Source organism: Spirosoma sp., from assembly GCF_048594605.1.
In the GTDB taxonomy this organism is placed as follows: Bacteria; Bacteroidota; Bacteroidia; order Cytophagales; family Spirosomataceae; genus Spirosoma.
The window spans coordinates 1-21,606 of sequence record NZ_JBMDWV010000155.1 but is presented as its reverse complement, the minus strand read 5'-3'; the positions used below and the strand labels follow the sequence as shown (position 1 = coordinate 21,606).

Genomic DNA, 21,606 nt, shown 5'->3' with positions numbered 1-21,606 from the left:
AGAGGGCGTGGGGGTAAGGGCATAGGGTAGACCCAAAAACCATTTTTACCCTATACCCTTACCCCCACGCCCTTTGTCCCTTCCCCATGACCCTCCGCGACTTGTTTGCTACGTTATCCAACCAGCCAGGGTTACTTTTTCTGTTGCTGGTGTCGGTACCGATTGCTGCTTTCTTAGTGAATTTGTGGTCGGGAGAAACGGCGGAGGAAATCTGGAAATGGCGCTACGTCTACGCCAGTCTGATATATCTGGCTTGTATTCCAGGCATTTTTGCCGTTACATTAAACGTATATCTTTTTCTCTTTGAACGGCAAAGCATCTGGGATATGAATCTGGTTGCGCAGGTGTTGCCCATTCTGACAATGGTCGCTACGTTGATGCTCATTCGTCGCAAGATGCCGTTTCAATACGTTCCGGGATTTGGCAGATTGTCGGGTTTTCTGACGCTCATCGCGGCCGTTATGGGCATCCTCTGGTTCGTTGACCGTACCCGAATTTACGCCGTTACGTATATTCCGTTTCTGTATATTGTTATCGGCTTTGTCATTCTGCTACTCATTATCCGCTTCGCCTGGAGCCGGATCTTTTAACGTCGCCATAACCTCGCTTACTGATCTGGACTACCTGTAGCAACCACCCGATTTAAAAGATCAGGTTTCTTTGTCAGTTGCGTTGGCTCGCCATTGTCGTTTATGAGTTTACTGGTGTTTTCTCCCCGGTATTTCGACAAATTGATGAGCAATACACTCCCCAGAATAACAACCAACCCGATAATCTGTAAAGCTGAGACGCTCTCATGGGCGAACACCATGCCGAGAATCACCGCAATGACCGGATTTACATACGCATACGTACTAACTTGTGTAGCCGGACGTACCTGGAGTAGCCACACGTAAGCGCTGTAGGCAATTATTGACCCAAACAGCACCAGATAAGCCAGTGCCAACCACGCCTGAACCGAAATTTGCGACCACTGAATCGTGTCAAATTCGTGGTTGAGCAGACTACCGGGCAAAAACACCAGACTGGCGATAATCATCTGCCACGCTACGTTAACTGTAGCCGAACCCTCCGACGGATTGTGTTTTGCATAAAGCGACCCCGACGACCAGGACATTGCCCCTACCACTAGTAATAACATCCCTATAATTTTTGAACTGCCGGCATTTTCTGCCAGCATCCCCGTTAGCTGTTCGCCAAACAGCAGAATCACGCCGATAAAGCCAATGGCAAGCCCGGCTAGTGTCGATTTACTAGTGAAGTTAACGCTCCAGTTAGGCTTATCGAGCAACACAAACCAGATGGGTGCCGACGATACTAATATGGCCACCAGAGCGCTGGGTAAAGTTTGCTCGGCCCATATCACCACGCCGTTTCCCACAACCAGTAACAGTATACCCGTAACGGCTGAATTTATCAGGCTTCTTTTGATAAATAAACGATCCCCATTTATTACGCCCCAGATGAGCATAAGCATACCAGCCGCAAAAAAACGGAGTGCACCCAACAGCAATGGCGGAAAATCCTGGATGGCCATTTGTATAAAGAAATACGTAGAACCCCAGACGATGTAAACGATAGCAAACGCACTGATAACCAAGAGTGGCGAAGCAACTTTTGTGTTATTGGGAGTCATCACTTTTCAATTTCAGGATATGATTGAGTAAACGAACGTAACGGGCTGAAGCTGAACGCGGCCCGTAGATACACCAGCAATTTACGGATTAGTTGGCGAGCTATATGTAATATACCGCTGCGATTCAATGGCAGGTATATCAGTTACCTCGATTCGACGGACAACGATTTGTCGGCCGTCGGTGATTTCAAGTTGGTAAACGCCCGCTTGGGAGCCGTCGAAGTTCAACTTATGGTGATAGGCTCGCGGGGAATTTTTAAGGTACAATTCATGAAGAACAGTCCCTTCTGCATTCTTGAGTTTTAGTGTAACTCCCTTTACCAAACGGACTGCTATCATCAAATTCAGGGTCCGATTGGCTCCCATATACGTAGCGACGTCAAATGACTTCTCTCTGTCTACAGCACTAAGCCGGCTATCAAAAGATTGCGCATGGACGGTGGCACCGCCTACAAGCAGACTCAGAATCAGGGCGTTCATAAACTGGCGTACAATCGATTTCATGTTGTGTGTTCATTAGGGTTTGATTGAATGCGTCAAAGTTGGCACCTTTTGATATATTAGTAAAGCGAATTATTTTTGTCTAAATCATGAATAATATTCATCATGGAAATCCGGCATTTGCAAATGGTGAGGGAGGTTGCCCATAGTGGAAACCTGACAAAAGCGGCTGATCAATTGTTTCTGACCCAATCGGCGCTGAGCCATCAGTTGAAGGAAATTGAAGGGTATTTCAATACGCAACTGTTTATCCGCGACAAAAAACAGATGCTGCTCACGCAAGCCGGTGAGATTGTTTTGCAGGCTGCCGAGAAAATTCTTCAGGAAGTGGCCGAAACGCGGGCAAAAGTTCGGTCTATCACCGATAAAGAAGCGGGCGAAATCCGGCTTTGTACGCAGTGCTATACGTCCTACCACTGGCTGGCCGGGTTTCTGCGCGAATTCCAGACGATCTATCCGAAGGTTGATATTAAAGTAGAACTTGAAGCTGCCACCCAGGACGCTGATAAGCATCTGTTAGCCAACATAATCGACGTAGCCATAACCGAAGGCGACAGCAATCCAAAATTTTCGTATACCCCACTTTTTCAGGATGAGTTTGTCGCCATCGTTGCTCCAGACCATCCCTGGGTTGGGCGTCGCTGGGTAGAGTTGGAAGAATTTGCCAGACAGAGTTACATCATGTACAACATTCCTGATGAGGAAAGCGACAATTTCATGATGATCTTTAAAAACCGCCGACCCGTAAAAGTGTATAAAATCACGCTGACCGAAGCGATTCTGGAGATGGTCAAAGCGGGTTTAGGGGTTGCCGTGATGCCAACCTGGGTGGTTCGCCCCTATCTGCAAACCGGTCAGTTGTCGACGGTACGTATTACGGAAAAACGAATTTTACGAACCTGGTACGCGGCCACCTTAAAAAACAAGGTACAGCAACCGTACACAACCGCTTTTATCAAGAAACTAGCTTGCTACATGAAAGACCTGGACGGGTATGCTTGTTCTGTTGAAGAAACTCAACTAACCTTGTAACCTAAGTCAGATCTTTTTTAATTACCCTATGCCACTACGTCTATATCCACTTTTGCTGGGTTTGCTGAATCTGTTTCTGTTTACGGGTTGTCAACCGGTAACAACGGAACCTGTTGCATCTGGGTACGACTATTTTCCGCTCGAAACCGGGCGTTACGTTATTTATGACATACAGGAACAACAATACGTAATAAATAACGGAACTCCGGTGAACCGTACGTATCAACTCAAAGAAGTGGTTGGAAAATCCTATACCAACGTAATGGGTCAAACGGCTTACCGCCTTATGCGCTACCGACGGTCAGCCGAAAACCAACCCTGGCAAGCTGATTCTATGTGGTCAGCCCATGCAATTAATAATGAAGCGATTCGCACTGAAAATGGCAGGGACTTTATCAAAATATTATTTCCGGTTAGAAACTTACTTACATGGGATGGTAACCAACGTAACGGGGTTGATGCCGACGAATACCAAATACGCAACGTTGGGCATACTTATTACGTATCGGGTAAACAATTCAATGAAACAGCAACGGTAGTAGAACAGGACGATTCAACCCTTACAAGTCAGGATAAACGGGTTACTGTTTACGCCCGCGAGGTTGGCCTGATTTATAAAGAACGGATACAAATCCAGTTTTGTACCGCAACACCAGCCTGCACGGGGCGTTCACAAATTGAGTATGGCATTCGGCAAGTTTACCGCATTAATACGTATGGAAAGGAATAAAATCAGCTGGACGATTGTGCTGTTGCTCCTGATTCAAACAACCGGATTTGGTCAGGCAAGTAAGTATCTGGTTTTGTTACGCGACAAAGTCAATTCACCGTACAGCGTTAATAAGCCCGAGCAATTTTTGTCAGCGCGGTCGATCCAGCGTCGGCAAAAACAAAACATTACGGTGCTGGAACGCGACTTACCCGTTAATCCAGCCTACGTAACGCAACTTCAGCAGGCTGGAGCCAAAGTCTGGTACACGTCGCGCTGGCTGAATGCGGTGCTGGTTGAAGCTGACAACGCGACGATTACGGCCGTACAGGCTTTACCATTTGTGAAAGGCCTTGAGTTTAACCGGCCGTTGAGCAGCATTCGCAGCATTACCGAACCCCGTGTAAATTCGCAGCATAAGTTCGGTTCCGCCCGGGTAGCCGCAGAAGCACCCCTGAATTATGGTGTATCTTCTGACCAGATTACGCAGATTGGCGCCGATAAAATGCATCAGCAGGGCTATCATGGCGAAGGCATGCTGATTGGCGTGCTGGATGCAGGCTTCAGAAACGCCAATACTGTCAGCTTTCTAAAACCTGTTTTTGACGAGAAACGCGTACTCGCTACGTTCGATTTTGTCAATAAAGAAACCAGCGTATATGAAGACGACAGCCATGGCCTCGAAGTACTTTCGACGATAGCCGCCACCGCCGACGGGCAGCTTTATGGCACCGCTTACAAGGCTTCCTTTATTTTACTACGTACTGAAGATGCCGCCACCGAACGACAAATTGAAGAAGCTAACTGGCTTTTCGGTGCTGAATATGCCGATAGCGCCGGTGTAGACGTCATCAATTCATCGCTCGGCTATTTTGAATTCGATAACACCTCGACCAGCTATACGTATCAGAATATGGACGGCAAAACGGCGCTCTGCACGCGAGCTGCCCAAATTGCGACAGAAACAGGAATGGTTGTTGTGGCTTCAGCCGGCAACGAGGGAGCCGATACGTGGCGTTACATTAGTGCACCAGCGGATGCGGTTTCAGTACTCGCAATCGGAGCCGTTACGCAGACTGGGCAACGCGCCAGCTTCAGTTCGTTTGGCCCATCGGCGGATGGACGTATTAAACCTGATTTAGCCGCCCGCGGACAAGGCACTGTGCTGGGCCAACCGACTGGCACAGTTGGTATAAGCAATGGCACGTCGTTTTCGTCGCCACTGGTGGCCGGACTGGTAGCCGGTTTCTGGCAATCGAACCCACGCTTAACAGCGGCACAGGTCACGGAAGCACTACGTCGCTCGGGCAGCCAGTACTCCGCCCCCAACGATCAACTGGGCTACGGTATCCCTAATTTCGAACGGGCATCGGCCTACGCCCAAACGCTCGTTCCGCTGGCTACCGAACCGGAAACGATTCCGCTGCTAGTTTATCCAAATCCATTCAGCAACAATGAACCGTTACGTATTGAGTTGGAGGGCGTTAACGCTAACACAGGCATTGAAGCCTTACTAACCGATCAAAGCGGCCGTATTATTTGGCAAAAGCAATACGTAGCGTCGGGGTTGCTTGCGTTCGTGCTACCGGATCTGAGCTTATCGGCGGGTGTATACGTAATGACTTTCGTAGCTGGTGCTAAAAAAAGAACCTTACGAGTGATCAAGCAGTAAACAACTCCTTGCCATAACCAGGAAACCGAATAGCAGCGCCGATCGCTACGTTATTTTCTCCAGAGCGAACCGTTTTTCGTTACGTATTCGGTTAGTTTTTGCTGGCTGCTCAATCCTTTTAGTATCTCCTCACTCTGTGGTATGGGCAGTCCGCTTAATTCAGCAAATTCTCTTGTCGTCAGGGTTGGGTACTTATTGAAAAGGCTCTCCCAACGTTTGTCGTATTCCTTTTCCTGCGCTTCCGGGTAGAGTTTGTCAATCGCATTTTTCAGGACATCGTACGGCTTTACACCATAAATAAACTCTTGATTACCAGACGCATCCATAATAAATATACTCGGAAAGCCGCGCACCCCCATTGACTTCGCCAACGCCAGATCGGACTGAAACAACGCATTTGCCCGGTTTTCGTAGTCATCTTTCAACGCTGCTACGTCCAATACTACCCGACTTGCTGCCTGAGCAAGATGCTCCCATTTGGTAATGTTTTTTTTCTCCAGAAAAACCTGTTCCCGAATGGCTCTCAAGAACGCAACCGCCTTATTTTTATCCTGCATCTGTGCCGCTTTAAAAGCAACAGACGGCGGATAAGACGAATGGAGCGGATCTTCCAGCCAGACATCCCCATCAATCGGCATGCCATATATTTGACTGACCTCATCCCAGTGCGACGCTACATCCGATGGCTTGCTGATTCCTCCGCTATTGTAACTCCAGTCGGGAAGCAGCCCGCCCATGTGGTATTCGACATCTACCCAATCGCCATAGGTTAGTTTTAATTTCCGGAGCGCTGGTTCGATGCCCCAACACGATGAGCAAATCGGATCCGTAAAATAAAGGATGCGCAAAGGCTTTTCCGACGATGTGATCGCTACGTTCGGGTTAGCGTCCTGCTCTGTCGGTATTTCACATATTCCACTGACGGGATCACACAAAAGTGGATTACTTTTATCGTTCATTTTTGTTACGTTGTTAAACACAGCAATAAGGCTTGTTATGTGTGTACAAAGGTCCGTTATCTGAAAACAGAGGTCAATAAGTCAAAAAAATATGACTACAAAAATCAGTCAGCCAGAAACCTGCCCGGCGCAGGGACTACTGAAATTGCTGTCGGGGAAATGGAAGCCCGAAATATTTCGTTTAGCGGTAGAATCGCCTTTGCGGTTCAATAGCCTTCTACGTCAGATTAGCGGATCGAACCGTCAGTCGCTGGCTGTGTCGCTGAAAGAACTGGAAGAAGCTGATTTGCTTGAGAAAGTAATTATCCGGCAAAAACCGTTGCACATTGAATATTATCTGACCGAGAAAGGAAAGTCGCTTATCCCGGTTTTCAGGCAGTTAGAAGGAATCTCCTGATTCGAAAATGCGTAAATCCTCTCAACCGTCAATTTATAGCGATACTAGCCGAAACTCTCCCCTGTCAGGGAAGGTATTTATGTGTAATACGTAGCAACTAAGAAGTGGGAATTTCACCAATGCTCCTGTGCAAAAGTGCCTTAACATCAATCGAGCCGCTCAATTCTGGGCGGCTCGATTGATGTTAAGGCGCAGACTTTACTGACCTATTGTATTATCATCCATTCTGGCCTTTGGCTTCTTAACGTAGTATTCGCTTGGTGGGCCGAGTGGTTTGGGCTCACTAACCCGCTGAATTTTATAGTTCCGATCAGCCTGGCTGGCAGTTGGGATATGTTCAACGGTTATTCCCCCAACCGGTTGCGCAATAGGCATCTGTCTTTTATAGTTGGCCAGCTCGGCGTCACTCAGCCTTGGCGCTTTTACCGCTACCCCTTCCTTAGCTTCCCAGCGCCTGGCCGCAGCAGCCATATTAGGGTGTTTATAATTATGCGTTGAATACATCGGGTTGTTAAGTGGCTTGCGCTGCCCAGGCGTTGGACTGTCTTGCGAACAAGCCTGCTCTGCCATGGCTAGTAAGCCTATGCCAACGAGCAAAATATTGAAGGGTTTCATGGCTATTTCTATGGTTTTGTTGTATGACAAATCTATGGGATTGTCATATTAAAAAACAATTAAAATAGCTACTATATTTATAGTTTTTAAACTTTTTTACGCAGGAGTCTATGAATTGACTCCGACTTAGCATATTCCATGGCAACTTCCAGCGAAAACCATCGAATATTTTTAATTTCATCTGAATAGCCAAATGGCTCCGAAGGATCAGCTTCCAGTAAAAACCGGATATCGTAGTGCAGATGCTCAGGCAAACCATTTCGCTCTGGAATTGTATGCACATCTACATCAAAAATTACCGGCTCTGTGCTGGCTGTCAAAATCGCGTTACCTGCAGGCCTTATCAAACGTAGTGAGGTCAGGCCCGTTTCTTCCTGCGCTTCCCGCAAGGCCACAGCCGCTACGTCGGGATCACCATCCGCATGGCCGCCCGGCTGCAACCAACGGTCGAGTTTGCGGTGATGAATCAATACTGTCTGACTGCGATCAGGGCTTACAATCCAGGCGGATCCCGTTACGTGGCCGATCAGGAATGAGCGTTCAAATGCGTCCGGATTCGCTTCCACAAACGCAATGGTAGCTTGCGTCATGTCGTGTTCATGGGGGTCGTCTGGTTTGTGCTGACGAAGTAATTGTAGGAGCGGCTGGCGATGCATAGTTGGGTTTGTTGCTAAAAAGCCGCAATTTGGCATCGATTTTTCATACTCTATAGACTATGCGTAAACTATCGCTCACTGCTGCTACGTTCTGCCTGGCAGCCCAACTAGCCACCGCCCAAATTAAACTTCCGTCGCCCAGCCCAAGTGCCAGCATCATGCAGACCGTTGGTACAACTGATCTTACCGTTACGTATTCGCGACCCAATCTGAGAGGACGTCAACCTTTCACGGATGCTTTTGTGCCACTCGGAAAAGTCTGGCGCACAGGTGCTAACTCGCCAACGCTGTTTACTACGTCTACTGATCTGATGGTAAACGGAAAAACATTACCCGCCGGTACTTATGCTGTCTTATCGATTCCACAGGAAAGCAGTGCTACGTTGATTTTCAGTAAAAACAAGACGACCACCGAAGCGACCTACAAACAGGAAGAAGATGCCCTGCGCGTAGATTTGACACCCGCTGAGAACAGCGAAAAGGTGGAATCGTTTACTATTGACTTCAGCGACCTGACCGACAGCACCGCCAAAATGAACTTTGTCTGGGCTAATATCAAAGCGTCGGCCAATCTGAAAGTGGATGTCAATGCGAATGCAGCGGCTAACGTAGACAAAGCTGTAGTCGAAAAGCCCGAAGATGCTGCCGTACTACAGGCCGCGGCCAGCTACAACGTATCGAAAGGACGGAACCTCGACCAGTCGCTGACCTGGATTGATAAGTCGATTGCCATGAAGGAAACATTCCGGAATCTGTACGTAAAGTCGCAGATTCTGGCGCAGATGGGAAAGTATGCCGAAGCTGTTTCCCTCGCTCAAAAAGCCCTTTCAGTAGGCCAGTCATCGGCTGATCCGGTTTTCCCATTCTTTAAAGATGGCATCGAAAAAAGCATTGCTGAATACACTGCCAAGCTGCCGGCCACTCCTTCTGTAAAAGGTGGGAAAGGCAAGAAAAAGGCGTAACCGCTACTTTTCAGGAAGACAATAGCCTAAGCCGAAAGAAATTCAGGTTTCTTTCGGCTTTTGTATTTTCAACGGATTAGCATTAACCTGACAACTGTAAACGACTCGATACGTCAAACTACGATATTAGCTAAGAACACAGTAGCCAACATCGTGCATAGGCTCATGAGTAATGTGAGTTTTCCTGTCACTTTATACGTTTAGATAAATCAAACCCTACCTGTCAAATGAAAGCAAACTGGAATCATTTTTTTCGCTGGAAAACGCTGCCGAAACAGATTCTAATCCTATCGCTTATCTGCCTCTATCAATTTCCTGTTTTGGCCCAGTCGACTGTAAAATCGGTATCGCTATTTGACGGAAAAACCCTGACGGGCTGGAAAACCGTCGACCCAGCTCACGCATCGTTATGGTTTGTTAAAGACAGTGTAATTAGAAGCGGTGATGGCATAAAAAAAATCCCGGGAAACACGTACCTGCATACCCTAAAAGAATATGGCGATTTTGAATTTCGCTGTCTGTTTCGGTTGTCGGGCAATCCGGCTACCGGGATGATTAATAGCGGAATCCAGTACCGCTCGATCCTTGAGGGCAATAAAATTATTGGTTACCAGGCCGATATTGGAAACGGATTCTGGGGCGACTTATACGACGAACATCGCCGGGAGAAATTAGTCAGCGGTGATCTGCGAACGCTCAAACGCATCCTGAAAGAAGATGGCTGGAACAGTTATATCATTCGCTGCAAAGGCAATCGACACGAACTCTATATCAACGGGGTCAAAACTTGTGACTATACAGAACAGGACAGCAAAATTCCGCAGAAGGGCGTGATTGCCGTACAGATTCACAGTGGCGGAGTTGCCCAGGTCGAATTCAGAGACCTGACGATATCGGAGTTATAAAAATTTCGACAGGATTTACAGATATAAGGATAAATTGACAGAAAAAATTCTTTTCATCCTATTGAATACCCTTAACCCACAAATAAATGTATGCATAGTTTCCGCCTGCTCATACCTGCATTACTAGGCGCTGTCTTCCTGCCCGGTTCGTTCGTTATGGCACAAACGGCCAAAGCGGTGCCCGACACGGCTAAAGTTGATCGTGAGTACGCACTTGAAGCGACCATGCTTGGTTTTTTTGCCAAGGACGGTGCCCGCAATCCAACTTTAAAAGCAAACAAAGGTGATCGGGTTCGGATCACCATTACCAATGGCGAGCTAATGACGCACGACATTGCTCTGGAAAAACTCGGTGTTAAAAGCAAAACTCTACAGGAAAAAGGCACAAAGACCAGCATTACGTTCAAGGCCGATAAAAACGATACGTATTACTGTACCGTTCCGGGCCACCGTGCGGCCGGTATGGTTGGCAATTTTGACGTTGTGGAAGGAGCCATTGCCGATGTTGCGGTAGCTGGACAACCGCCGATGAAAAATGGGCAACCGCTGAACCTGAATTTTGAAACCGGTACGTTAAAGGACTGGACCGCCACCGGCGATGCCTTTTCTAACCCGATTTTCGCCCAGGATGATCCGTCACCCGTTCACGAGAAAGATATGCACATCGGCTTTTCAGGCAAGTACTTTCTGAGCAGTGGCGGAACGACCAACTATAAACAAATCGGCACTTTAACATCGGTTCCGTTTACCGTAACGCAGCCCTTCGCAGCTTTCAAGGTTTCGGGCGGTGCCTTGCAGGATACCCGCGTTGAACTCGTACAGGCGGGTACAAATAAAGTTCTATTTCACAGCACAGGTCAGGGACGCGCTACGTTGCAGCCGGTTGTGGTTGATTTGCAACCTTATCTGAATCAGGAGATTTTCGTACGTATCGTCGACAACGAGACCGGGATTTCGCAGATCCCATACATCGCTAACGACAAATGGGCGCACATTAACTTTGATGACTTTCAATTCTATGCCACTCGGCCTACCTTCCCGAACGAGCTGAAACAAAAAGACATTATTATTCTGCCACCACTTGACCCTGTTCTACATGCCGGGCTCTCTGGTACCGAAGCCGCTAACGTAATGACTTTGCCCAAGGGATTTAGCATCAAACTGGCAGCTGCCGAACCCGACATTGTTAAGCCCATTTGCTTTACGATTGATTCGCGCGGGCGGCTTTGGGTCGTTGAAAGTCATACATATCCGGTTCCGGCACCAGAAGGTCAGGGACGCGACCGTATCCTCATTTTTGAAGACACAAACGGCGATGGTACACTGGATAAGAAAAAAGTCTTTATTGAAGGGCTGAACCTCGTCAGCGGTATGGAAGTGGGCATGGGGGGCGTCTGGGTGGGGGCAGCACCATATCTGTTGTTTATTCCCGCCGATTTTAAAAACGATAAACCAACGGGTGCTCCGCAAAAATTGCTTGATGGCTGGGGCACACAAGACACGCACGAAACCCTAAATAGCCTGCGTTGGGGCCCAGATGGCTGGTTATATGGCACGCACGGTGTGTTTACCCAATCGAACGTAGGGAAACCGGGTACTCCTGATTCAGAACGGACGAAAATCAATGCCGGCGTCTGGCGCTATCATCCGACAACGCAACAGTTTGAAGTATTTGCGGAAGGAACCAGCAACCCCTGGGGGCTCGATTTCAACGACTACGGTCATGCGTTCATTACGGCCTGTGTTATTCCACACATGTACCACATGATTCAGGGCGGGCGCTATCAGCGGCAGGCAGGAAAACATTTTAATCCGTATACGTACGACGACATTAAAACCCACGCCGATCATGTACACTGGGTAGGTGAACGAGGGCCTCATGCCGGTAATTTCCGATCCGCTTCGGCCGGGGGCGGTCATGCCCACTCGGGAGCTATGATTTACCTGGGTAACAGCTGGCCACAAGAATACCGGAACGATATTTTCATGAACAACATCAATGGCGCCAAGCTGAATCAGGACCATCCGACCCGGGCTGGCTCAGGGTATATGGTTACCCACAAGCCGGATTTTTTATCCATGAACGACTCCTGGTCGCAGTGGCTAAACATGAAATACGACCCAAGTGGATCGGTGTATGCTATCGACTGGTACGACAAAAATCAGTGTCATAGTCCAAATCCAGATGTCCATAACAAGACAATGGGACGGATTTTTAAGATTTCTCATGAAAACGACAAATGGGTACAGGTCGATCTGGCCAAAGCGTCGGACAAGGAACTGGTTGATTATCAGTTGAACGGCAACGACTGGTACGTTCGGCAGGCGCGAACCATTCTGCAGGAGCGTGGCCCCAATAAAAAGGTACACAAAGCGCTTAAGGAAATTCTGGCCAAAAATCCGGATGCTACCCGCAAACTCCGCGCAATGTGGGCCCTCCACGTAACGAAAGGATTTACTGAAAAAGAGTTAAGCGATCTGCTCACCAACGAAAATGAATACGTCAGAAGCTGGGCGATTCAACTCCTGGCCGAAAATAAATCGGTTGCTCCCGAAACGCTGAAACGTCTGGCAGCTCTGGCACAAAATGACAATTCGTCGCTTGTACGGTTATACTTAACGTCAGCTATGTTGCGGCTGGAACCGACCCAGCGGTGGGACGTACTGGATGCGCTTGTTCAGAAATCGGCGGATAAGGACGATCATAATCTGCCGTTGATGCTGTGGTACGCTGCTGAGCCGTTGGCTGCCCTCGACATGAAGCGGGCACTGGAACTGGCTCAGAAATCAAAAATGCCGAAGCATCTGCCGTATACCGTTCAGCGAATAGGCGCCATCGGCACGGAGGACTCGAAAAAATTACTGAAGGAACTGAATGATCGGGTGGGCAAACGGGAACACTCGCACGAAAATCACGAACTTCAGGCAGCAATTGCTAAGGCACTAGAGGAGTAATCAGATGGAGCGCAGATTTTTATGATCGTCATGATTGGTAACGATTTAAGCCTAACGATTATAAAAATCTGCGCTCTGTATAACCGCAAACAACTTATGAATACGCAAACAACCAGCGGATACGTATTGAGTGGCCTATTGCTTTTCTGCTACGTAACAAACACCTACGGACAAGATAAATCGCTGTTCAAGGTGCGCCAACAGCAGGCCGCCAATACGACTCCCAGAGCAGATACAAAAGCAGTTACGCCATCCAACGACTTTAAGAAAACAGAAATAACCCGAGATTTCATTTCGGAAGGCGTGGCCGTTGCTGATCTGAACAAGGATGGGAAGATGGATATCGTGGCCGGTTACTATTGGTTTGAAGCCCCCACCTGGAAACGTCATGAGATGGCCCCCTCCCGCACGTTTGACCCCCGAAAAGAATACAGCGAGTCATTCCTGAATCTGGGGATGGACGTGAATCAGGACGGCTGGGACGACGTAGTGCTTATTGACTTTCCAGGAAAACCCGGTTTCTGGTTTGAGAACCCCAAAAACAACCAGACAGGAAAATCAACCTCAGGCCCCTGGAAAAAGCATATTCTTGCCGACTCTGTCGGAATAGCGAATGAGTCTCCAGGATTTATTGATATAGACGGCGATGGCCGACTCGACATTCTTTGTGGCGATAAGGATAAAAAGCAAATTGTGTGGCTAAAACCTCCCGTCAAACCAGGTGATACAGAATGGCAGCGATTTGCTTTAAGCAAAGAGAACGTTCCGGGTACTGAAATTTTTTCGCACGGCATTGGCTTTGGAGATATCAACAAAGATGGCTTTGATGACGTAGTGGTTCGGGAAGGCTGGTACGAAGGAACAGCTGATAAAAAGTCCGGCAACTGGGTTTTTCATCCGGCCAATCTTGGCGAAAACTGTTCGCATATGCAGATTCTGGATGTGAACGGCGATGGTAAAAACGACGTAGTAAGCGCATCGGCCCACGCACTGGGCATATGGTGGCACGAACAGATTGTGGATGAACAGGGAAAAATCAACTTCAAAACGCATCTGATGAGCAATACAACCGCTCAAACGCACGCTTCTATCATGGCCGATCTGAATGGCGATGGCCGCAAAGATTATATCACGGGCAAGCGATTTCTGGCACACCATGGCCGCGATCCTGGCGACAGTGACGCTCCTATTCTTTTGTGGTTCGAATTTACGCCCGGTAAAGAACCTTATTACAAAGAACACGTCATTGACAACGATTCCGGCGCTGGCCTTAATATTACAGTAGCCGACATGAACGGCGACAAGAAACCCGACATTGTCATCGCTAACAAAAACGGCGTTTTCCTCTTTGAAAATAAGATTAAAAAATAGCGTTAACCTTAGTCAGCTACGCCCTGTTCATCGAATGAATGGCAAATAGCATTTGGCAAAAAGGCAACATGAAAATGTTATAGAAGGATGAACGAGCAGCCGACAAATCGCCAGCGGCAAACCATTGCAATACCAGCAAGGGATTTCAACAGCCGACTTAGTCAGTTGAGTGAAAGTAATTCTTCAACGGGAGCGCTGTTTTCCCGGCTAGCGCTGATTCACCAGCTAGCCAAAGCGTATGCAGTGGAAGCCGTTTGTGAACCGGAGGTCTTGCTGGCTGATCTTGAGATCGAAGAAATTACGGACCCACCCTTATATGGGTATACGCCCGACGATGATCCGGTTATCGTTCACTTTAGCTATTAGATTCTTTCAAAAAGCCGCGTCAGTACTAACGAACGCGGCTTTTTGCTTCGGATAAAGTGTGTTACTTAAGGCTGCCCGCCACCACCAGCCGCTCCATAGACCTGGCCTGTAGCGTAACTACCATCGCTGGCAGCCAGTTGTACATAAATCGAAGCGAGTTCGACGGGTTGTCCGGGACGGCCCAGTGGCGTATCGCCACCAAAGCTTTTTAGCTTTTCAGCGGTAGCTCCTCCGCTGGGTTGTAAAGGTGTCCAGATCGGCCCCGGTGCTACGCCATTCACCCGAATTCCTTTCGGCCCTAGCTGCTTTGCGAGCGATTTAACGAAGTTCATGTTCGCGGCCTTCGTTTGTGCGTAATCAAAGAGATTGGGCGAAGGATCATAGGCCTGCTCGGAGGTGGTACTGATAATAGCCGAACCGGGTGGCATGTGTGGCAAAGCGGCTTTTGTAATCCAGAAAGGTGCGTAGATATTGGTCTTGATCGTAGCGTCGAAATCGTCCGAAGTAAGGTCCTGTAGCGATTGCCGCTGTTGCTGCCGGGCTGCATTATTCACCAGGATATCCAGGCCGCCCAACCCTTTCACGGCTTCGTCAACCAATCGCTTACAGAAAGCTTCATCGCGGATGTCGCCGGGAATGGCAATTGCTTTCCGGCCTTCTTTTTTAATAAGGTCAATCACCTCTTTGGCGTCGGGCTCCTCGGCTGGCAGGTAATTGATCGCTACGTCGGCTCCTTCGCGGGCGTAAGCAATAGCGGCTGCCCGTCCCATCCCTGAATCTCCGCCGGTAATCAGCGCTTTCCGTCCCTGCAAACGACCTGAACCTTTGTAGCTGGTCTCACCATGATCGGGCCGAGGGTTCATCTTGCTGACTAAACCTGGCCAGGGCTGCATAGGCGTATTAAACGGCGGCTTAGGAAATTTTGTGGTTGGATCGACAAGGGCTGCGGGAGCCACTGAACTGACATTTTCCGGGTCTGAAGACGCCAATACGGGCGCTCCCATCATAGAAGCGGCTAAACCGCTTCCGATTCCGCCAATAACCTGACGTCGGCTTAATTGATTCTCATTCATGGTCTTCTATAAACGTTGAGTAATTCATAATTCTACAGTTTGCCTGTAGGCTAAGCAGCTAACTAATGGTATAACGCTAAGGTTAGATTTTTCAGAATTTAAAAATGATCGGGCAGGAAAAGCTTTCTCTTCCAACAATAAGCTTCACTACGTAGTTTGCTTAGTTGGTCATTGTTGGAGCAGTAATTGACTGTAAAACAACTCGATGACTATACATACGAATACTGACACAATGGACGAACACGAATCACCCGAACTGACTGAGGATGAAAAGCGGTTATTTGCCGACCTCATGCCCGAAGATCTGAACGAGATTCTGGATACAGGCGTCAATCGGCGTCATTTTCTCAAATTGATGACGCTGGCAGGCGGAAGTATTCTGGCAACTCAATCGGCGGTAGCGGAGCAGTTAATGACTCGCCCCTTTAGCGAGGCTACCCCAACGGGACTTGATCCGGCCAGCCTTGACAACGCGGTGAACGTATCATTCAAAGTTAACGGAACGGTCCGCAAACTCACGGTTGATTCGCGGATGACATTGCTGGATACACTACGTGAACGACTCGATCTGACTGGCTCCAAGAAAGGTTGCGACCACGGGCAATGTGGTGCCTGTACAGTCATCGTAAACGGTCATCGGGTGCTGTCCTGTCTGACACTAGCCGCGAGTTGCGAAGGCAAAGCGGTGCAGACAATCGAGGGATTAGCTCAGGGTAGTCAACTGCATCCTATGCAGGAGGCTTTTTTGAAGCACGATGGATTTCAGTGTGGTTTCTGTACTCCGGGTCAGATATGCTCGGCAGTAGCGCTGCTCGATGAAGCCAGGAAAGGCGATGTGAGCTACGTAACCCAAAACGTTCGTCAATCGGCTGGTTCGGTAAAGCTCTCCAACGAAGAGATTCGGGAACGCATGTCTGGAAATATTTGCCGATGCGGTGCTTACCCGAACATAGTGTCTGCTATTCAGGAGGTTCACAGCGGCAAGCCCGTTGAACAGGTCTTCCGCTCGGTCTGATTTTTAACTCCTGTATCCAATGAGACCTTTTACATACACTCGAGCCAAAGACGCTACGTCCGCAACGAAGTTTCTGACCCAGAATCTGAACGCCAGATTCCTTGCCGGTGGTACTAACCTACTGGACCTGATGAAAGAAGATGTTGAGCGGCCCAATGCCTTAATCGACATTTCTGAACTGAGCCTGGGCGAGATCAAAACAATCGCTACAGGGCCTAATCAGGGCGGCCTTTCAATCGGCGGACTCGGCAAAAACACCAACGCAGCCAATCATCCACTAGTTCGTCAACAGTATCCCTTACTGACGCAGGCAATTCTGGCTGGTGCATCGGGACAAATTCGGAACATGGCAACCAATGGCGGTAATCTGCTGCAACGTACCCGATGCCCCTATTTCTATGAAGTGGGCATGCCGTGCAACAAGCGTGAACCGGGAACGGGCTGTGGTGCCCGCGAAGGCATCAACCGGATGCACGCTATTTTCGGCTGGTCGGAACAATGCGTGGCCGTCTATCCGTCCGATATGGCCGTTGCGCTGGCGGCATTGGATGCTGTAGTCAGAGTCAAAAACGCAACGGGTCAGGAACGTAGCATTCCCATGAGTGATTTTCACCGTCTACCCGGCGACAAGCCTGAGCAAGACACAAACCTGGCTCATGGCGAACTCATTACGTCTATCGAATTGCCAAAGAACAACTTTGCCGCTAAATCCTATTATCTGAAAGTGCGGGACCGGGCTTCGTATGCGTTTGCGCTGGTGTCGGTTGCAGCAGCTCTGGAGACGGAGGGTAACAGGATCAAACAGGTACGTATTGCGATGGGCGGGGTAGCGCACAAACCCTGGCGTGCGCTGAAAGCTGAGCAGATGCTGGTCGGGAAAGAAGCTACAGAAGCTAATTTCAAACTAGCCGCCAGCGCCGAAATGGCTGAAGCTAAACCGTTGGCACACAATGCATTTAAAGTAGAATTGGGCAATCGAAGCATCGTTCTGGCCCTGCAAATGGCCATGAATGGCGGCAAAGCGTAACGTAACAACTCCCATGAAGGATACGAACAAAGCAATCGGCACACCCATCAGCCGTATCGATGGCCTTGCTAAAGTGACTGGCAAAGCTGCCTATTCGATGGATCATCCGGTAAAGAATGCAGCGTATGCTATTCTGTTTAAAAGCACCATCGCTGCTGGGAAGATCAGCGACATTGATACGTCGACTGCCGGAAAAGCGCCCGGTGTACTGGCCATCATCACCCACAAAAACGCTCCGAAACTCAATGTCAAAGGCGGACTACGTGGCGGGGCTTTGCTGCAAAGCCCAGAAGTCGAATTCTTTGGACAGAATATTGGTATTGTCATCGCTGAAACGTTCGAACAGGCCCGCTACGCATCGCGGCTGATCAACGTTACGTATGACAAAAAAGAGCCCAAGGTCGATTTCGAAAAGCTGAGTGATAAAGCCCGTCCGCCGAAGGATAAGGAAAAAGCCGACGCCAAACGGGGCGATGTGCAGACCGCACTCAGTCAGGCCACTCACAAAGTCGAAGAATTATACCAAACGCCCATTGAACATCATCAGCCGCTGGAGCCGCATGCCGCCATTGCTGAATGGGAAGGCGACAAGGTGACTTTGTACAGCAGTGCACAGATCGTGAACGGTGCCCAAAGTGCAGCGGCTGCTACGTTAAACCTGAAGCCCGAACAGGTACGTATCGTTTCGCCTTATATCGGAGGTGGTTTTGGATCGAAAGGAGGACAATGGGCGAATCTGGCACTGGCAGCCGTAGCTGCCAAACACATCAACCGGCCGGTAAAACTGGCGTTGACTCGTCAGCAGATGGTAAATTCGGTGGGTTTGCGTCAGCAAAATCTTCAAAAAGTGAGTCTGGCGGCTACTGCCGATGGTAAGCTGACCGCTCTGGCGCACGAGATTACAACCCACTGTGCCATTGATGACGAATTTGTCGAGCCCTGTGGCGACTGCTCAAAAGTCATGTACGACACGCCGAACTCACTCATTACGTATCGCGTAGTACCCATGAATCTGATTGTGCCGACCTACACGCGTGGCCCCGGCAAATCGACCGGCAGTTTTGCCCTCGAATCGGCGATGGATGAACTGGCTTACAAGCTGAAAATGGACCCGATTGAGTTTCGAATTAAAAACGAACCCGAGCGTGACCCGTCCAATGGAAAACCCTGGTCATCACGGACAACAGTGCAGTGCCTTCGCGAAGGCGCCAAAGCCTTTGGCTGGGAAAAACGCAAGTCTGAACCTCGGCAGAACCAACAGGGCAACTACTGGATTGGCTATGGCGTCTCGGCCGGAACGTACCCCGCCCGTCAGCGTCCTACCTCGGCTACGGTGAAGCTGAAACGTACCGGCGACAACGTAACTGCTACTGTAGAACTGGCTGCCGCGGACCTGGGAACAGGTACCTACACCATTCTGGCGCAAACAGCCGCCGATGCGCTGGGGCTACCTGTACAAAACGTAAAGGTAAAAATTGGTGATTCGGACCTGCCACCCGCAGCCGGTGCAGTGGGCTCGGTAGGCGCTGCCAGCTATGCCAATGCAGTGAACGATGCCTGCCGGAAATTGACAGAGGAGTTGGTAACCAAGTCCGGTAAGCAGTTTTTTGCGCCCCCAACAGCGGTTCAGCTGATGCGTTCTGAAAAACTGACTGACTACCAGACACGCGTCGACAGCAACCCGCTCGAAACCGCCGACGATTATTCGGCACATAGCTTTAACGCCAATTTCGCAGAAGTCGCCGTCAACAAATCGACGGGAATGGTACGTGTCAATCGGTTTCTGGCGGTGACTGGCGCCGGGCAGATTCTGAATCCAAAAACCGCTCGTTCGCAGATCATAGGTGGCAACGTATGGGGTATCGGTATGGCCCTGACCGAAGAGTCGGTGGTAGACCCGCGCTGGGGCAATTTTGTTACCCGCTCCTTCGCCGATTACCACGTTCCGTCCAACTTAGACATCGGTAATCTGGACGCTATATTTATTCGTGAGCAGGACGAACATGTCAATACGTTAGGCATCAAAGGCATTGGGGAAGTCGGCATTGTGGGCGTAGCAGCAGCTGTGGCTAATGCCGTTTTCAACGCTACAGGCAAACGAGTGCGCGAATTACCCATTACGCCAGATAAGGTATTATAAAAAAATCCATGACCAGGCCTGGCAGCGACTTACTCGCTTCGGTTCTGATCATGGATTATAGGACCGCTAACTAGCTTTGAAAATAATATCCGGCATTTAAGTCGTCAATCAGACCCCGATGCGTAGGTTGCCAGTTCAGTTGCTGGCTGGTTTTCAGGCTGGTTGCCGGGCTGTCGAAAACAATGAAACGACTCATCCAATCAAAATGGCCAGCAGCATCTTCGGGAGTTATCGAATCGACGGGTAAGTTTAGTTGTTTACCGATCACTTCTGCAATTTCCCGAACCGGTATTCCTTCGTCACCAATTGCATTGTATCTGGCTCCGGCTGCCCCTTTTTCCAGCGCCAGTCGGAAGAGATGAGCCGCATCCAGCCGGTGTACAGCGGGCCAACGATTATGGCCATTCCCCACGTAAGCTGATACGCCTTTCTTGCGAGCGGTGTTGATGATAAATGGCACAAAACCATAGTCGCCGGCATCATGAACCGAAGGCGGTAACCGAATCACCGATGCGCGTACACCCTTTTCTGCCAGCGACATGGCTGCGGCTTCAGAAGCTCGCGGAAAACCGGGGGCCGGATCGTCTTCTGTAATCAAACTACCATCGGTACGTATGCCTAATATGCCACCAGTCACCACAAGCGGGCGTTCGGAGCCAGTCAGAACGGAGCCAATAGCCTCAATAGCCCGCTTATCCGTTTCGGCAGCGGCCAGGTAGTTCGAAAAATCGTGAATAAAAGCCGTATGAATAACGCCATCAGCCGCAGCTGCTCCTTTTTTTAAACAGTCAGGGTCTTCGAGACTTCCTCTCAATACGTTAGCCCCTGCCTTGGTGAGCGATTGGGCCGACTCTTCCGAACGAGCCAGACCAACAACCTGATGTCCAGCCTTTATTAATTCCTGCACAATAGCGGAGCCAATAAACCCAGAGGCTCCTGTAACAAATACACGCATAGACGCTTCTTTTGGATGATTCCGCAAAACTAACGGGCTCTCATGCCGCAGAACGAGGACATTTGACTCATTTTTTTGAGGTCATTTTTATTGTATTTTTCGTTTTATTTCATGAATACCTTCCTTTTTCATCATGGTCGACGACTTTGAACAATACATCAGACAATACGCACCTGAGCTTACGCCCGAACAAATGCAATTGATCCGGTCGAGGTCGGTTGTAAAAAAAGTGCATAGAAAGCAGTCATTAATGCACGAAGGAGAAGTTTGTCGCTACAAAATATTTGTGATTCGTGGCCTCTTGCGAACATATAAAACAGCAGCCGATGGCAGCGAATATGTTATGAAATTCACGGCTGAACGTGAATGGATAACCGACCCGGATAGCTATTTCAATCAGACACCTTCTGAATTAACGATCGACGCCATTGAACCGAGCGACGTAGTGATGTGGACTCACGCTGATTACGAAAGCCTGCGAACTGCCATTCCGGAGATAAACGCTTTCACCGAAAAACTGATCACAAAAAATATCGGTGATACACAGAAGCGAGTCCTGATGAACATCAGTGCCAGTACGGAGGAGAAGTATCAGTATTTCGTCGATACGTACCCTAACATTTTCCGGCGTGTACCATTACATATGGTGGCCTCCTACCT

Annotated in this window: 21 protein-coding genes; 14 read left to right on the top strand and 7 right to left on the bottom strand. The window is 49.1% G+C overall.

Annotated elements, in window-relative coordinates:
- The first annotated feature begins 86 nt into the window (after positions 1 to 86).
- On the top strand, positions 87 to 590 hold the full coding sequence (locus ACOJS8_RS09955; RefSeq protein ID WP_420148389.1) for a hypothetical protein: 504 nt from the start codon (positions 87 to 89) through the stop codon (positions 588 to 590).
- 17 nt (positions 591 to 607) lie between these two features.
- On the opposite strand, the gene ACOJS8_RS09950 is transcribed toward ACOJS8_RS09955, so the two are convergent.
- Positions 608 to 1,636: an EamA family transporter gene (locus ACOJS8_RS09950; protein WP_420148388.1), complete on the bottom strand. Its 1,029-nt coding sequence runs from the start codon at positions 1,634 to 1,636 to the stop codon at positions 608 to 610.
- 81 nt (positions 1,637 to 1,717) lie between these two features.
- Complete coding sequence (locus tag ACOJS8_RS09945; protein WP_420148387.1) at positions 1,718 to 2,140, bottom strand: hypothetical protein; 423 nt, start codon at positions 2,138 to 2,140, stop codon at positions 1,718 to 1,720.
- A gap of 102 nt (positions 2,141 to 2,242) precedes the next feature.
- On the opposite strand from ACOJS8_RS09945, the gene ACOJS8_RS09940 reads away from it, so the two are divergent.
- Genes ACOJS8_RS09940 through ACOJS8_RS09930 form a run of 3 tightly spaced genes read left to right on the top strand, consistent with a single transcriptional unit; the run spans position 2,243 to position 5,550 of the window.
- Entirely contained in the window at positions 2,243 to 3,169 is a 927-nt protein-coding gene (locus ACOJS8_RS09940; protein ID WP_420148386.1) for a LysR family transcriptional regulator, read from the top strand.
- Between the two features lie 28 nt (positions 3,170 to 3,197).
- Positions 3,198 to 3,899, top strand: a complete 702-nt coding sequence (locus ACOJS8_RS09935; RefSeq protein ID WP_420148385.1) for a hypothetical protein — start codon at positions 3,198 to 3,200, stop codon at positions 3,897 to 3,899.
- On the top strand, positions 3,886 to 5,550 hold the full coding sequence (locus tag ACOJS8_RS09930; RefSeq protein WP_420148384.1) for a S8 family serine peptidase: 1,665 nt from the start codon (positions 3,886 to 3,888) through the stop codon (positions 5,548 to 5,550). The genes ACOJS8_RS09935 and ACOJS8_RS09930 overlap by 14 nt, the downstream gene beginning before the upstream one ends.
- Positions 5,551 to 5,600: 50 nt before the next feature.
- Here the strand turns inward: ACOJS8_RS09930 and ACOJS8_RS09925 are convergent, their stop codons facing one another.
- On the bottom strand, positions 5,601 to 6,509 hold the full coding sequence (locus ACOJS8_RS09925; RefSeq protein WP_420148383.1) for a ClpXP adapter SpxH family protein: 909 nt from the start codon (positions 6,507 to 6,509) through the stop codon (positions 5,601 to 5,603).
- A gap of 91 nt (positions 6,510 to 6,600) precedes the next feature.
- Here ACOJS8_RS09925 and ACOJS8_RS09920 point away from each other — a divergent pair, with 91 nt between their 5' ends.
- Positions 6,601 to 6,906, top strand: a complete 306-nt coding sequence (locus ACOJS8_RS09920; RefSeq protein ID WP_420148382.1) for a winged helix-turn-helix transcriptional regulator — start codon at positions 6,601 to 6,603, stop codon at positions 6,904 to 6,906.
- 198 nt (positions 6,907 to 7,104) lie between these two features.
- Here the strand turns inward: ACOJS8_RS09920 and ACOJS8_RS09915 are convergent, their stop codons facing one another.
- Together ACOJS8_RS09915 and ACOJS8_RS09910 are read right to left on the bottom strand one after the other, a co-directional pair.
- A complete protein-coding gene (locus ACOJS8_RS09915) occupies positions 7,105 to 7,521 on the bottom strand; it encodes a hypothetical protein (RefSeq protein WP_420148381.1) in 417 nt (138 codons plus the stop codon).
- Positions 7,522 to 7,607: 86 nt separating this feature from the next.
- Positions 7,608 to 8,177 (bottom strand): NUDIX hydrolase, encoded by a 570-nt coding sequence (locus tag ACOJS8_RS09910; RefSeq protein ID WP_420148380.1) that lies wholly within the window; start codon positions 8,175 to 8,177, stop codon positions 7,608 to 7,610.
- Between the two features lie 59 nt (positions 8,178 to 8,236).
- Here ACOJS8_RS09910 and ACOJS8_RS09905 point away from each other — a divergent pair, with 59 nt between their 5' ends.
- The 5 genes from ACOJS8_RS09905 to ACOJS8_RS09885 all read left to right on the top strand — a co-directional run bounded on the left by ACOJS8_RS09905 (position 8,237) and on the right by ACOJS8_RS09885 (position 14,736).
- A complete protein-coding gene (locus ACOJS8_RS09905) occupies positions 8,237 to 9,139 on the top strand; it encodes a DUF2911 domain-containing protein (protein ID WP_420148379.1) in 903 nt (300 codons plus the stop codon).
- Between the two features lie 227 nt (positions 9,140 to 9,366).
- Positions 9,367 to 10,044 (top strand): 3-keto-disaccharide hydrolase, encoded by a 678-nt coding sequence (locus ACOJS8_RS09900; protein ID WP_420148378.1) that lies wholly within the window; start codon positions 9,367 to 9,369, stop codon positions 10,042 to 10,044.
- A gap of 90 nt (positions 10,045 to 10,134) precedes the next feature.
- Positions 10,135 to 12,999: a PVC-type heme-binding CxxCH protein gene (locus ACOJS8_RS09895; RefSeq protein WP_420148377.1), complete on the top strand. Its 2,865-nt coding sequence runs from the start codon at positions 10,135 to 10,137 to the stop codon at positions 12,997 to 12,999.
- A gap of 96 nt (positions 13,000 to 13,095) precedes the next feature.
- A complete protein-coding gene (locus tag ACOJS8_RS09890; RefSeq protein ID WP_420148376.1) occupies positions 13,096 to 14,370 on the top strand; it encodes an FG-GAP repeat domain-containing protein in 1,275 nt (424 codons plus the stop codon).
- A gap of 87 nt (positions 14,371 to 14,457) precedes the next feature.
- Positions 14,458 to 14,736: a hypothetical protein gene (locus tag ACOJS8_RS09885; protein ID WP_420148375.1), complete on the top strand. Its 279-nt coding sequence runs from the start codon at positions 14,458 to 14,460 to the stop codon at positions 14,734 to 14,736.
- Between the two features lie 65 nt (positions 14,737 to 14,801).
- On the opposite strand, the gene ACOJS8_RS09880 is transcribed toward ACOJS8_RS09885, so the two are convergent.
- Positions 14,802 to 15,809 carry an SDR family oxidoreductase gene (locus ACOJS8_RS09880; protein ID WP_420148374.1) on the bottom strand — a complete coding sequence of 336 codons (1,008 nt, stop codon included), beginning with the start codon at positions 15,807 to 15,809 and terminating at the stop codon, positions 14,802 to 14,804.
- 205 nt (positions 15,810 to 16,014) lie between these two features.
- On the opposite strand from ACOJS8_RS09880, the gene ACOJS8_RS09875 reads away from it, so the two are divergent.
- From ACOJS8_RS09875 to ACOJS8_RS09865, 3 genes are read left to right on the top strand one after another with little or no spacing between them, the layout of a single operon-like run.
- Positions 16,015 to 16,824, top strand: a complete 810-nt coding sequence (locus ACOJS8_RS09875; RefSeq protein ID WP_420148373.1) for a 2Fe-2S iron-sulfur cluster-binding protein — start codon at positions 16,015 to 16,017, stop codon at positions 16,822 to 16,824.
- Between the two features lie 19 nt (positions 16,825 to 16,843).
- On the top strand, positions 16,844 to 17,851 hold the full coding sequence (locus ACOJS8_RS09870) for an FAD binding domain-containing protein (RefSeq protein ID WP_420148372.1): 1,008 nt from the start codon (positions 16,844 to 16,846) through the stop codon (positions 17,849 to 17,851).
- A gap of 13 nt (positions 17,852 to 17,864) precedes the next feature.
- On the top strand, positions 17,865 to 19,991 hold the full coding sequence (locus ACOJS8_RS09865; protein WP_420148371.1) for a xanthine dehydrogenase family protein molybdopterin-binding subunit: 2,127 nt from the start codon (positions 17,865 to 17,867) through the stop codon (positions 19,989 to 19,991).
- 70 nt (positions 19,992 to 20,061) lie between these two features.
- On the opposite strand, the gene ACOJS8_RS09860 is transcribed toward ACOJS8_RS09865, so the two are convergent.
- A complete protein-coding gene (locus ACOJS8_RS09860) occupies positions 20,062 to 20,946 on the bottom strand; it encodes an SDR family oxidoreductase (protein WP_420148370.1) in 885 nt (294 codons plus the stop codon).
- Between the two features lie 133 nt (positions 20,947 to 21,079).
- On the opposite strand from ACOJS8_RS09860, the gene ACOJS8_RS09855 reads away from it, so the two are divergent.
- The coding region (locus ACOJS8_RS09855) for a Crp/Fnr family transcriptional regulator (RefSeq protein ID WP_420148369.1) at positions 21,080 to 21,606 on the top strand (527 nt) is incomplete at its 3' end.

Bases quoted from the DNA above. Each gene is read 5' to 3' on its own strand.
- ACOJS8_RS09955 (WP_420148389.1), top strand. From the start codon at position 87: ATGACCCTCCGCGACTTGTTTGCTACGTTATCCAACCAGCCAGGGTTA.
- ACOJS8_RS09950 (WP_420148388.1), bottom strand. From the start codon at position 1,636: ATGACTCCCAATAACACAAAAGTTGCTTCGCCACTCTTGGTTATCAGT.
- ACOJS8_RS09945 (WP_420148387.1), bottom strand. From the start codon at position 2,140: ATGAAATCGATTGTACGCCAGTTTATGAACGCCCTGATTCTGAGTCTG.
- ACOJS8_RS09940 (WP_420148386.1), top strand. From the start codon at position 2,243: ATGGAAATCCGGCATTTGCAAATGGTGAGGGAGGTTGCCCATAGTGGA.
- ACOJS8_RS09935 (WP_420148385.1), top strand. From the start codon at position 3,198: ATGCCACTACGTCTATATCCACTTTTGCTGGGTTTGCTGAATCTGTTT.
- ACOJS8_RS09930 (WP_420148384.1), top strand. From the start codon at position 3,886: ATGGAAAGGAATAAAATCAGCTGGACGATTGTGCTGTTGCTCCTGATT.
- ACOJS8_RS09925 (WP_420148383.1), bottom strand. From the start codon at position 6,509: ATGAACGATAAAAGTAATCCACTTTTGTGTGATCCCGTCAGTGGAATA.
- ACOJS8_RS09920 (WP_420148382.1), top strand. From the start codon at position 6,601: ATGACTACAAAAATCAGTCAGCCAGAAACCTGCCCGGCGCAGGGACTA.
- ACOJS8_RS09915 (WP_420148381.1), bottom strand. From the start codon at position 7,521: ATGAAACCCTTCAATATTTTGCTCGTTGGCATAGGCTTACTAGCCATG.
- ACOJS8_RS09910 (WP_420148380.1), bottom strand. From the start codon at position 8,177: ATGCATCGCCAGCCGCTCCTACAATTACTTCGTCAGCACAAACCAGAC.
- ACOJS8_RS09905 (WP_420148379.1), top strand. From the start codon at position 8,237: ATGCGTAAACTATCGCTCACTGCTGCTACGTTCTGCCTGGCAGCCCAA.
- ACOJS8_RS09900 (WP_420148378.1), top strand. From the start codon at position 9,367: ATGAAAGCAAACTGGAATCATTTTTTTCGCTGGAAAACGCTGCCGAAA.
- ACOJS8_RS09895 (WP_420148377.1), top strand. From the start codon at position 10,135: ATGCATAGTTTCCGCCTGCTCATACCTGCATTACTAGGCGCTGTCTTC.
- ACOJS8_RS09890 (WP_420148376.1), top strand. From the start codon at position 13,096: ATGAATACGCAAACAACCAGCGGATACGTATTGAGTGGCCTATTGCTT.
- ACOJS8_RS09885 (WP_420148375.1), top strand. From the start codon at position 14,458: ATGAACGAGCAGCCGACAAATCGCCAGCGGCAAACCATTGCAATACCA.
- ACOJS8_RS09880 (WP_420148374.1), bottom strand. From the start codon at position 15,809: ATGAATGAGAATCAATTAAGCCGACGTCAGGTTATTGGCGGAATCGGA.
- ACOJS8_RS09875 (WP_420148373.1), top strand. From the start codon at position 16,015: ATGACTATACATACGAATACTGACACAATGGACGAACACGAATCACCC.
- ACOJS8_RS09870 (WP_420148372.1), top strand. From the start codon at position 16,844: ATGAGACCTTTTACATACACTCGAGCCAAAGACGCTACGTCCGCAACG.
- ACOJS8_RS09865 (WP_420148371.1), top strand. From the start codon at position 17,865: ATGAAGGATACGAACAAAGCAATCGGCACACCCATCAGCCGTATCGAT.
- ACOJS8_RS09860 (WP_420148370.1), bottom strand. From the start codon at position 20,946: ATGCGTGTATTTGTTACAGGAGCCTCTGGGTTTATTGGCTCCGCTATT.